The sequence below is a fragment of the Cyanobium sp. NIVA-CYA 375 genome, from assembly GCF_056108345.1.
In genome coordinates, this window is the sequence record NZ_JBSYHW010000033.1 from 19,318 (window position 1) to 30,265 (window position 10,948).

A 10,948-nucleotide genomic window follows, 5' to 3' on the forward strand; every position below is an offset into this window, starting at 1 on the left:
AGCCCTCAGAGCTTGGCCAGGTCCCGCACCCGGGGCTCGCCGTCCACGATTTCACCCACCAGCACCTGATCGGTGATGTTCACGAACAGGCCGTTCTCCAACACGCCTGGCAGGTTATTAATCGCCGCCTCAAGGGAGGCAGGGTCGCTGATGCCACCAGCAAACTTCACGTCTAAAACCAGGTTTCCCTGATCGGTCACCACGGGGCCGGCCTTTTTGACGGCCATGCGCAGATTGGCCGTGCCAGCCATCACCGCTAGCTGGGCCTGCACCTGACGCCAGGCACCGGGCAGCACCTCCACGGGCAGCAGAAAGCCGAGATTAAGGGTGTCGACGAGCTTGGTGGAATCCACAACCACCACAAAGCGCTCAGCGCGCACTGCTACCAATTTCTCCTGAACGTGGCAGGCACCACCGCCCTTGATCAATTGGAAAGCCGGGTCAACTTCATCGGCGCCATCGATGGCAAGGTCGATGCGCTCAATAGCATTGAGGCTTTTGAGCGGAATGCCGAGCTCGGCGGCGAGCACCTCGCCCTGGAAGGAGGTGGTGACGCCCACCACATCTGTGAGTTCGCCGCTCTTGAGCTTGGCGCCGAGGGCCTGAATCATCAGCGCTGCGGTGGAGCCGGAACCCAGTCCCACCACCATGCCGCTGCGGATCTGCTCAGTGGCCGCAGCAGCGACCGCCTGCTTCATCCGATCCTGCAGATCAGACATTGCCGTACTCCCGAATTGGCCGCGACCGTAGCAGCGCTCAACCGGCGTGAGGCAAGGCCGCCGGCTTGATCATGAGGCTGAGTTCGCGTTGACCGCGCACCACGGTGAGCGCCAGGGGCTCGCCGACGCTGCTGCGCTCCACCCGCTCCAGCAGGCTGGCTGGATCAGGCACAAGCTGATCTGCCACCCGCACCACCAGATCGCCGCGACGCAGTCCCGCCGTTTCGGCAGGACTGGCCGGTAGAACCCGTTGCACAAGGGCACCATCCCGCTCTGGCAGCTGCAGCAGTGCCTCTGGATCGCGGTTGTTGTCGCGAGCCCGGCGGGCAGTGAGCGGCACCAGTTGCAGGCCCAAATAGGGGTGAACCACCTGACCACCGCTGCTGAGCTGGCTTGCCACGCCCCGGGCCAAGTTGATCGGGATCGCAAATCCCAGGCCGGCACCTGGTCCCGAACGCACCAGGGTATTTATGCCGATCACCTCGCCGCTGGCGTTGATCAGCGGACCGCCAGAATTGCCTGGATTGATGGCCGCATCGGTCTGAATCAAATCGAGCCGCTTGTCGGAAAAGCCCAGGCTGTTGATGTTGCGGTGCAGGCTCGAAACGATGCCCAAAGTCACCGTGCGCTCCAGCCCATAGGGGCTACCCATGGCTATAGCCCAATCACCCACCTCCAAGGCCTCGGAATCTCCCAAGCGAGCGGCACGCAGATCCCGGGAGCCGGAAATTTTCACCACGGCAAGATCGGTCACCGAATCAGCCCCCACCACGGCCCCATCCACTTGGCGCCCATCGGCCAGGGTGACCTCCACGCTGTCGACCTGGTCAACGACATGAGCATTAGTAAGCACTAGGCCCTTGGCTGCATCGATCACGACGCCAGACCCCTGCCCGCGCTCCCGCATGCTGCCGGAAGGATCGCCAAACAGATCGCGCAGAAAAGGATCCAGCAGGGCAGGGTCAAATGGTTGACGGGCTACCTCGCGCTCGGTGTCGATTCGCACCACCGCTGGAGCCACCGCTCGTGCGGCTTCCGCCACAAAACTATGAGGAAGGGCCTGGGGAGCGGAATCGACCGAAGGCTCGAGAGCGAGGGCGGCAGTGCTGAAGGATCCCAGTCCCAGAACCAAGCTAAATCCAACTCCAAGAAACAGCCTCACCATGAACAGGCCCGTCTCCAACACCCTCTCCATCGAGTTCTGCTTAAGCATGACTACGAGGCTAGGGAACCCATCAAGGCAGCAGGGAAAAGTGCAGGAATAGGCACCCGGTCGCAACGGCTTAAATTGGGTCTTGATCGCAGGACGGCCATGGCAGCAATCCCCCCCGGCACGCGTCAGCGCTGCAGCCTTTGCCAGGTGGAAATTCAGGGCATGACAGGTGGCAACGACCTAGTGCACTTCAGCCAGGGGGGGCCGGGCACCCGGTCCAAGCTTTGGGCTCGAGTGTGTCAGTACCTGCGCACCGGCGAGCAGCAGGCCCAATGCCTGAACCAGGACGCCAGCCAAAGGGGAACCATCCAACAAAGCGACTACTTCGCCGAAGCCCCCATCATCGCAATGCCCCCCACGACCGAGCCTGGATGAAGTGCCAACCATCCCCTAAGCTCATTTCTTGCCCGGCGGGCAAACCCTCCAGACACGGTCCAGCGCTTCGCTGAATTGCTGTGATTTGCAGGGCAGTTTTGATACTGCACAAGCCGGCGGGCCGCCTGCCCCCAGCTTTCCCGCCCCATTGCCCCACCCTCTCCTGCCCGACCTGGAGCGCCTAGCCCAAGCGGCTGTGGTTGCTACTGGCTATGAGCTCAAGGGTGTGAATGTATTCACCCACCGCATTCCCATGACGGTGCAGGTGCTGGTGCAGCGGGCTGACGGCAGCGATATCAACCTGGATGAGTGCGCTTCCCTTAGTGCACCGCTGGCCGAGGCGATTGAGGCCGCCGAGCTGCTTGGTGATGCCTATTTACTGGAAGTAAGCAGTCCTGGTGTCAGTGACGAGCTGCGCGACGATCGAGACTTCCGCTCCTTTCGCGGATTTCCCGTTGTTGTGCTCTCTCGTGACGACCAAGGGCTCGACATTCGGCGCGAAGGGCTCCTCCTAGAGCGCGATGCGACGGATGTTCACCTCAACATCCGCGGCCGCACCCAGCGCATCCCCCGAGACTCGGTGATCAGCGTCTGCCTGGTCACACCATCCGAGTCCGACTGACCTTCCCCTGACCATTTCTCACCCCTGATCCATGGCCCTGGTTCTGCTTCCCGGTCTGAACAACCTGATCGAGGACATCAGCGACGAGAAGAAACTGGCGCCCGCCGTGGTGGAAGCCGCCCTGCGCGAAGCCCTGCTCAAGGGCTACGAGCGCTACCGCCGCACCCTCTACCTCGGAATCAGCGAAGACCCCTTCGAGGAGGACTATTTCTCCAACTTCGACGTAGGCCTGGACCTGGAGGAGGAGGGCTACCGAGTTCTGGCATCAAAAATAATTGTTGAGGAGGTTGAGAGCGAAGACCACCAAATCGCCCTTGCCGAGGTGCAACAGGTGGCCGATGACGCCCAAATCGGCGACACGGTGGTATTGGATGTCACCCCGGAGAAAGACGACTTCGGCCGCATGGCCGCCGCCACCACCAAGCAGGTGCTGGCTCAGAAGCTGCGGGACCAGCAGCGCCGCATGATCCAGGAGGAGTTCGCCGACCTGGAAGATCCCGTGCTCACCGCTCGGGTGATCCGCTTCGAGCGCCAAAGCGTGATCATGGCCGTGAGTTCTGGCCTAGGTCGCCCTGAAGTAGAGGCCGAGCTGCCCCGCCGTGACCAGCTGCCCAACGACAACTACAGGGCAAATGCCACCTTCAAGGTGTTCCTCAAGGAGGTGAGCGAGGTGGCGCGGCGCGGCCCCCAGCTGTTCGTGAGCCGCTCCAACGCGGGCCTGGTGGTGTACTTGTTCGAAAATGAGGTTCCCGAGATTCAGGAGGGTTCGGTTCGGATCGTCGCCGTGGCCAGGGAAGCCAATCCCCCTTCCCGCTCGGTAGGCCCGCGCACCAAGGTGGCCGTGGACTCGGTGGAGCGCGAAGTTGATCCAGTGGGTGCCTGCATTGGCGCCCGCGGCTCCCGGATCCAGCAGGTGGTTAACGAGCTGCGTGGCGAAAAAATCGACGTGATTCGTTGGTCGCCAGACCCGGGCCAGTACATCGCCAACTCGCTCAGTCCGGCACGGGTCGAGATGGTGCGTCTAGTCGACCCCGAGGGCCAGCACGCCCACGTATTGGTTCCTTCCGATCAGCTCAGCCTCGCTATCGGCCGTGAAGGCCAAAACGTGCGTCTGGCCGCCCGCCTTACCGGCTGGAAGCTCGACATCAAGAACGCCGGTGAATACGACCAGGCCTCGGAAGATGCGGTGGTGGCTGAGCTGATTGCCCAGCGGCAGGAGGAGGAAGCCCTGCAAGCCGAAGCCGAAGCCCGCCTGGAAATCGAACAAGCCGCCCGAGCCGAGGAGGATGCCCGTCTACGGGAGCTCTATCCCCTCGCCGAAGACGAAGCCGGCTACTACGGGGAAGAAGCAGTCGCCGAAGAGGAAGCCCGGTGAGTCGCCGTGTCGTGTTGCGGCGCTGTATTGCCTGTCGCGAGCTGCTGGATCGCCAGCAGCTCTGGCGGGTAATCCGGCTGGCCGAAGGGGGACTCTGTTTGGATCAGGGCATGGGCCGTTCGGCCTACCTCTGCCCCAGCCAGGCGTGCCTGGAAGAGGCGAAACGACGCAAGCGTCTGCAACGGGCCCTGCGCTGCCAGGTTGCAGATTCCATCGTTGAAACCCTGGAAAAACGTCTGACATCCGGCGCCGATCTCGCCTCTGAGGCAAGATGAATATTGGTCGCAGCGCGCGTGCGACCTGGTGTGCCCTTTGGCCCCGCTTGGCGGCCCTTGAGCCCCGACCCATGGAGACCTGAATGACCAGCAGCGGCAAAGTTAGAATTTATGAGCTGTCCCGGGATCTAGGCCTGGAGAACAAGGACGTGCTCGACGCCGCCGAGAAGCTGGGGGTTGCGGCAAAGAGCCACAGCAGCTCCATCAGCGACGACGAAGCGACTCGGATTCGCTCCCTGATCGAGGGCGGCTCGAACGGCAGCAAGGCTCCGGCGCCGGCCGCTGCAGCCCCGCCGAAGGCCATCCTTGCCGTCAAAAAAGCTGAGACCGCTGCCGTTGAAACGCCAGCACCTCCCAAGCCCGCCACCAGCCCTCGTCCGGTTGCTCCAGTGTCTGCCAAGCCGGCCATGCCCCCGGCCCGGCCTGCGGCAGCTCCAGCAGGCAAGCCGCCCCTAGTTGCGAAGCCTCAAGTGGTTGTGAAACCTCAAGTGGTTGCGAAGCCCCAAGTGGTTGTCAAGCCTCAGCAGGTTGTCAAGCAGCCGGCGGTAACCAAGCCAGTGGCCACCAGCAAGCCAACCGTGGTGAGCAAGCCCCCGGTACCGGCCAGGCCCGCGGCAGAGGCACCCAGCAAACCTGTGGTGATCGCTTCCAAACCAGCTCGTCCGGCCACGCCGGCTCCGGCCCGCCCCACCAGCGCTGCTCCTGCTGCAACTCCTGCTCCGAGCCGCAAACCAGAGCTGCCGGTGCGGCCAGCACCCAGCAAACCCCAACTGGTGGGACGTCCACTCAGCACCTCTGCTGGCACCACCAGCAGCCGCCCTGCACCGCCTGCGGGCAGGGCACCTCTGAGTCAGCGCCCCCCCAGCCCCCAGCGCGCCGGCGCCCCAGCACCTACCCGTCAAGGCCAGCCCGGAGCTACGGGCCGTCCAGGCCCAACCCCTCTGGAGCTGGTCGGCAAACCGATCCGCCGCGACAGCGCTGCTCCAGGGGCTCCTGGAGCCCCTACTGCCCTAGGAGCCCCTGGACGTCCTGCAGCACCGGGACGTCCGGGCATGCCTGCAGGCATGCGCAAGCCGATGGCTCCTGGCGAGCTGATGCAGCTCCAGAAGCCATCTGGCAGGCCCACCGCACCACCGCCACGGCGCCCCGGCGAGCGCAGCGAAGCCCCAGCAGGTGCTCCCAGCGGCCCCGGCGGCACCCCCGATCTGGTGCGACCCAGCGCAACCCCGCCAGCAGCCCCCAGAAGGCCTGGCTTCCGCGCACCAACTCCCTCCGGTGCAGCCGGACGCCCCCGCCGGCCTGATTGGGACGACAGCGCCAAGCTGGAAGCCCTGCGCAGCCGTACGCCACAAAAACAGCGCACCAAGGTGCACATCATCGGCGAAAACGATGATGCGCTCACAGCCGAAACCGGCGGTTACGCCGGCGAACAGGAAGCCTTCATCCTGCAGGCCAGCCTGGCCCGCCCCGCCAAGCCCCGCACCGCCGCTGCCCCCGCCGCCAAACCGATGGCGGCGATGCGCAAGCGCAAGAAGGAAACCACCCGCCAGCGTCAGCGCCGCCGGGCCATGGAACTGCGGGCGACCCGCGAAGCCAAGGCTGTTCGGCCCGAAATGCTGATCGTGCCGGAGGGCAACCTCACGGTGCAGGAGCTGGCCGAAAAGCTCGGTGTGGAAAGCTCCGAGATCATCAAGAGCCTCTTCTTCAAGGGGGTCATCGCCACGGTGACCCAAAGCCTTGACCTCTCCACAATCGAAGCGGTGGCCGAGGAATTCGGCGTACCGGTACTCGAAGACGACGTCGAGGCAGCGGCCGCCAAGACGGTCGAGATGATCGAAGAAAGCGATCGCGCCCACCTGATCCGTCGCCCCCCCGTGGTGACCGTGATGGGCCACGTCGACCACGGCAAGACCAGCCTGCTCGACGCAATCCGCAAAACCCGAGTGGCAGCGGGCGAAGCCGGCGGCATCACCCAGCACATCGGTGCATATCAGGTGGAGATTCCCCACGCTGGCGAACAACGCAAGATCACCTTCCTCGATACCCCGGGCCACGAGGCGTTCACCGCCATGCGAGCCCGCGGCACCAAGGTCACAGACGTGGCTGTGCTGGTGGTGGCAGCCGATGACGGCGTACGGCCCCAAACCCTGGAGGCAATCAGCCATGCCCGGGCCGCCAAGGTGCCGATCGTGGTGGCGATCAACAAGATCGACAAGGAAGGCGCCTCCGCCGACCGGGTCAAACAGGAACTCTCCGGCCTGGAACTGGTGGCGGAAGACTGGGGTGGCGACACCGTGATGGTGCCTGTCAGCGCCCTCAAGGGCGAGAACGTCGACAAATTGCTGGAGATGATCCTGCTGGTCACCGAGGTGGAAGACCTCCAGGCCAACCCGAACCGCATGGCTCGGGGCACCGTGATCGAAGCCCACCTCGACAAGGCCAAAGGCCCTGTTGCCACCCTGCTAATTCAGAACGGCACCCTCAAAGCTGGTGACGTGCTGGCGGCCGGCCCGGTGCTGGGCAAGGTGCGCGCCATGGTGGATGACACCGGCAAGCGCGTTAAGGAGGCAGGTCCTTCCTATGCCGTAGAAGCCCTCGGCTTCAGCGAAGTGCCCACTGCTGGCGACGAGTTTGAGGTCTATCCAGATGAGAAGACCGCCCGCTCGGTTGTTGGAGACCGCGCCAACGAGGCCCGGGCCACCCGACTTGCCCAGCAAATGGCTTCACGCCGGGTTTCCCTGGCCTCGATGTCGGGCCAGGCCAGCGAGGGCGAGCTCAAGGAGCTCAACTTGATCCTCAAAGCAGACGTGCAGGGCTCCGTGGAGGCGATTCTCGGCTCCCTGGAGCAGCTCCCTCAGGGCGAGGTCCAGGTGCGGGTGCTGCTCTCAGCACCTGGCGAGATTACCGAAACCGACGTCGACCTGGCCGCCGCCTCCGGCGCCGTGATCGTTGGCTTCAACACCTCAATGGCCCCTGGCGCCAAACGCGCCGCCGATGCCACCGGCGTCGATGTGCGCGACTACGACGTCATCTACAAGCTGCTGGAAGATATCCAGATGGCCATGGAAGGCCTGCTGGAGCCGGAATTGGTGGAGGAGGCCCTCGGCGAAGCCGAGGTGCGTGCCGTGTTCACCATTGGCCGCAGTGCGGTGGCTGGCTGTTATGTGACCAGCGGCAAGTTGCAACGCAACTGCAAGGTGCGGGTGTGGCGCGGCAAGGAGAAGGTGTTCGAGGGCGACCTCGACTCCCTGCGTCGCAACAAGGACGATGTCAAGGAAGTGGCCACCGGCTTCGAGTGCGGTATCGGCACCGACCGCTACACCGGCTGGCAGGAAAGGGATCGGGTTGAGGCATTCAAACTGTCCACCCAGCGCCGAACCCTCACTATCTGATCGCCGTGACCCCCCGCAGCGAGCCCCTGCTCTGGCTCCAGCTGGTGGCCCTAGGGGCAATACCGCTGGAGCTTTTGGGGTTGGTACTTGTACTTGCCGGAGCGGATCCTGGCCCCCTACCTGGCCTGGAGCGCTTGCTTACTTGGGCAATCGGTGCCCTAGGGCCAGCAATTTTGCTCTGGCAACGCCCAGCCGACGTCTGCTCCTTACTGGTAATCCAAGTACCGGTCAAAGCCAGGAGCCGAGCCCAGCTCAGCCTGGCGGCAGTGCAGAGCAGCCTGCTGCTCAAGCTGTTGATGGCAGCTGGCGCTGCGGCTCTGCTGCCCCTTTTTTGGTGGATAGACCAGCACGCCGCCCTGGCGACGCCGCTCTCACCCCTGGCAGCAAGCCCTCGCTTCGTGGGTCTGCTAGTGGCCTGCCCCCTGCTGGCCGTGATCACCTGGCAGTGGCAACAATTGATCCAGGCAAGCGCCCTGTTAAGCCGCAACCCCGTCACGCTCCCTGATTGTGCGCCCCTGAGCCTCCAGCAACTCGACAGCCAGCGCCTGTCCCTTGGGCTGCCCCTGCTGCTGCTGAGCCCGCTTCTAACCAGCCAGCCTGCTGCTTCAGTCGCCGACGCGGTTGCGATCCAACCAGAAGAGACTGCCGAACAAGGCGAGCGCACCGACCTGGATCAGCAAGTCAGTTGAGGCAACTTCAGCTCCGCTTGCCAATCGCATTGCCATCGTGGCTAACCCCACCGCACCAGAAGCGGTAAGGGCCACCCAGAGGCCGCGGCGCAGGCCACGCCAAGGCGTACGAGCTTCTTGGAGCAACCTCGCCTTAAGGGCGGGATCAATTGAATCTGGCTTGGATCCCATCCCTTCCCCATCCCATCAAGGCCAACTGCTGAATGCTAATTTCATTAAGTTGCCGGTGTAGCTCAGTGGTAGAGCAACTGATTCGTAATCAGTAGGTCGTCGGTTCAAATCCGATCACCGGCTTTCCCGAACTCCCGCTCCACTGCTCAAAAACTCAGGTCCTGCAGGCGATCTAACCAGCAGCACCTAGGCCGTCTATGCCCCGGTGGATCGGGATGAACACCATCTCACCTGTTTGCAATGTGGTCATATCCAAGCTCTCCCCCTTTGCCACGATCAGCAGTGGCAGCCCACGAATTTCATCTCCACCTCGCCCACTTCAACAACACCACTGACGCCAAGTAGTTGGGCATGTTGCTGATATCTGCGGTTGCCTGATGACTCTCATTGCCACCACTTTCAGGATCGATTTTCCCTAAAAACTTGCTAGCCAGGGCCTTAGGGGATAGCAGAGCTGACTTTGCAGCCAAACTAGTCGATACTGGCTGGTTGCAACTGGTTCCATGACCAGCTCGATCGCCCAACCAGCACTCGACCTTCAGGAGCTCCTTTCGCTTCTGCGCGGGCGCCAGAGCGAGTGGCGGCAGAGGTATCAACTGCAACGCATCGGCCTGTTTGGCTCCACGGTTCGCAATCAGGCGACCGCTAACAGTGATGTGGATGCCTGGGTGGAACTCGACCCGCTCATACCATTCGCAACGGTGCACCTCAAAGAAGAGCTGGAGCAGCTGCTGCAGCTCCCCATTGGCCTGGTGCGCTTGCGAGAGCGCATGAACCCGGCGCTACGTGCGGCGATCCTCAAAGAGGGCATCAGCGCGTGAGTGGTTATCCGCTTTTACTGCTGACGCAACTGCGACAGGCCAGGACCTACTCGATGTGATCTGCATGCAGTTCTTGATAGCCGGGGAAGCTCTAAAGCAATTAGAGAAACTCCGCCCAGGCCTGCTGGCGGCAAGCTTCCCTGAGATCGATTGGAAGGACGCCATTCGCACCTTGGGGGCAGGTAGTCGCCAACCCTCTTGAGCCAACGAGCTGGTCGTACTGAGCATGCGTGCCGATCCATACCCAAAGCAGCTCATCTTCTGATGCTTGCACTGCCAAGGCGCGATGCCTCACGGTGACTTTCAGGAAGTTGTCACTCCTTGGCTGCCACTCAGGCGGCCTGAACCAAGAGTAACTCCAGGTCCAATTCGTGCTCTTCCGGTGGCTTGTTGATCCACACTTCTGCCGGCTGACTCCAGCAGCGCATCCTCAATCGCTTCCAACGGGTAGGGAGGCCGGCCACCCTTGCTGCTGGTCTTAGGATTGTAGGAATAGATCAGATCGAGCAGCGCTTTCCACGGCACAACCGCCTCCATCTAAGGGAGAATGCTGTCTCGCTTGGTGCGCTTTTTGGCCGTCGACTGCTCGTGATAACCGTAGGCAAAGCCTTGCGCGAAACGGTGACCGAGCTGCTTGCTCCCCATGACTTCAGTCCGCGACTAGGATTACTCGGATATTTTCGCGCGGCTGGCCTTGTTTTTCCAGAGCTTACCTAACTGCTCAGCGCTGATGAATGCATGGCCCTCCTAGCGGATGTGTTGCAGCTTCCCCTGAGGCCAACGAGCTCCTGCGAACTGGCTTGCGCAGCCCTTACTCAAGCCATGGCCCTGTCACAGAGCGTCCATGACGCGAATACCAACATTGCAGCGGAGGCAATCGCGTCATAGCTTTGGTACGGAATCCCTATTACTTGAGATACACATTAATGGAAGTGCCACCGGGCCCTCCGCACCGGCTCTTCTGTCCAACGATAGCGCGATCATCACCGATAGTCAGCTGCCCTCAGCTGTCTTCTCTGTTTCCTCCGATCTCCACCTAAAGGGTGTGAAACTGCACGTCCGGATGGCACTGCAGATTGCTCTAGGTACAACTATGGCAGCCAGCCTGATTGGAGCCATTGAGCCAAGTTGGTGCTCTGGTGGACGACCTCCAGCGGCTGCGCATCATCCACGTGCTCGTGGATGCCGAACCCCCAGCGATCACCCGGAGACCAGGTTGTTATCCAGATGGACAGTGCGCCCATGGTGCAACCGGCCAATCCGAGCGATCAACTCCAGTCGATGGCTGTGCTGGTG

10 protein-coding genes, 1 tRNA gene and 1 pseudogene are annotated in these 10,948 nt (G+C 62.6%); 8 read left to right on the forward strand and 4 right to left on the reverse strand.

Going from position 1 to position 10,948, the window contains the following annotated elements; translation table 11 throughout:
• Nucleotides 1-5: 5 nt before the first annotated feature.
• The gene (rpiA, locus tag AC01FP_RS09835; RefSeq protein ID WP_474479876.1) at nt 6-719 is read right to left on the reverse strand and encodes a ribose-5-phosphate isomerase RpiA; all 714 of its coding nucleotides are present in this window, start codon (nt 717-719) and stop codon (nt 6-8) included.
• A gap of 37 nt (nt 720-756) precedes the next feature.
• Complete coding sequence (locus AC01FP_RS09840; protein ID WP_474479887.1) at nt 757-1,884, reverse strand: trypsin-like peptidase domain-containing protein; 1,128 nt, start codon at nt 1,882-1,884, stop codon at nt 757-759.
• A 147-nt stretch (nt 1,885-2,031) separates the two neighbouring features.
• Between AC01FP_RS09840 and nblD the strand changes: the two genes are divergently transcribed.
• The 6 genes from nblD to AC01FP_RS09870 all read left to right on the forward strand — a co-directional run bounded on the left by nblD (nt 2,032) and on the right by AC01FP_RS09870 (nt 8,660).
• A complete protein-coding gene (gene nblD, locus AC01FP_RS09845) occupies nt 2,032-2,307 on the forward strand; it encodes an NblD family protein (protein WP_474479877.1) in 276 nt (91 codons plus the stop codon).
• Nucleotides 2,308-2,455: 148 nt separating this feature from the next.
• Nucleotides 2,456-2,929: a ribosome maturation factor RimP gene (rimP, locus tag AC01FP_RS09850; RefSeq protein ID WP_474479878.1), complete on the forward strand. Its 474-nt coding sequence runs from the start codon at nt 2,456-2,458 to the stop codon at nt 2,927-2,929.
• 31 nt (nt 2,930-2,960) lie between these two features.
• Nucleotides 2,961-4,304, forward strand: coding sequence for a transcription termination factor NusA (gene nusA / locus AC01FP_RS09855; RefSeq protein ID WP_474479879.1), 1,344 nt, complete (start codon nt 2,961-2,963; stop codon nt 4,302-4,304).
• Nucleotides 4,301-4,579 (forward strand): YlxR family protein, encoded by a 279-nt coding sequence (locus AC01FP_RS09860; protein ID WP_474479880.1) that lies wholly within the window; start codon nt 4,301-4,303, stop codon nt 4,577-4,579. Before nusA ends, AC01FP_RS09860 begins: the two co-directional genes overlap by 4 nt.
• A gap of 83 nt (nt 4,580-4,662) precedes the next feature.
• Nucleotides 4,663-7,971 (forward strand): translation initiation factor IF-2, encoded by a 3,309-nt coding sequence (infB, locus tag AC01FP_RS09865; protein WP_474479881.1) that lies wholly within the window; start codon nt 4,663-4,665, stop codon nt 7,969-7,971.
• Between the two features lie 5 nt (nt 7,972-7,976).
• Nucleotides 7,977-8,660, forward strand: a complete 684-nt coding sequence (locus AC01FP_RS09870) for a low-complexity tail membrane protein (protein WP_474479882.1) — start codon at nt 7,977-7,979, stop codon at nt 8,658-8,660.
• Here the strand turns inward: AC01FP_RS09870 and AC01FP_RS09875 are convergent.
• Nucleotides 8,577-8,831 carry a DUF3493 domain-containing protein gene (locus tag AC01FP_RS09875; RefSeq protein WP_474479883.1) on the reverse strand — a complete coding sequence of 85 codons (255 nt, stop codon included), beginning with the start codon at nt 8,829-8,831 and terminating at the stop codon, nt 8,577-8,579. The two genes, AC01FP_RS09870 and AC01FP_RS09875, sit on opposite strands and share 84 nt — an antisense overlap.
• A 51-nt stretch (nt 8,832-8,882) precedes the next feature.
• Between AC01FP_RS09875 and AC01FP_RS09880 the strand changes: the two genes are divergently transcribed.
• Both AC01FP_RS09880 and AC01FP_RS09885 read left to right on the forward strand, forming a co-directional pair.
• Nucleotides 8,883-8,954 (forward strand) — tRNA-Thr (locus AC01FP_RS09880).
• 380 nt (nt 8,955-9,334) lie between these two features.
• Nucleotides 9,335-9,652 carry a nucleotidyltransferase family protein gene (locus AC01FP_RS09885; protein WP_474479884.1) on the forward strand — a complete coding sequence of 106 codons (318 nt, stop codon included), beginning with the start codon at nt 9,335-9,337 and terminating at the stop codon, nt 9,650-9,652.
• A gap of 414 nt (nt 9,653-10,066) precedes the next feature.
• On the opposite strand, the pseudogene AC01FP_RS09890 reads toward AC01FP_RS09885, so the two are convergent.
• A pseudogene (locus AC01FP_RS09890) lies at nt 10,067-10,297 on the reverse strand (hypothetical protein); the annotation flags it as partial.
• Nucleotides 10,298-10,948: the final 651 nt, after the last annotated feature.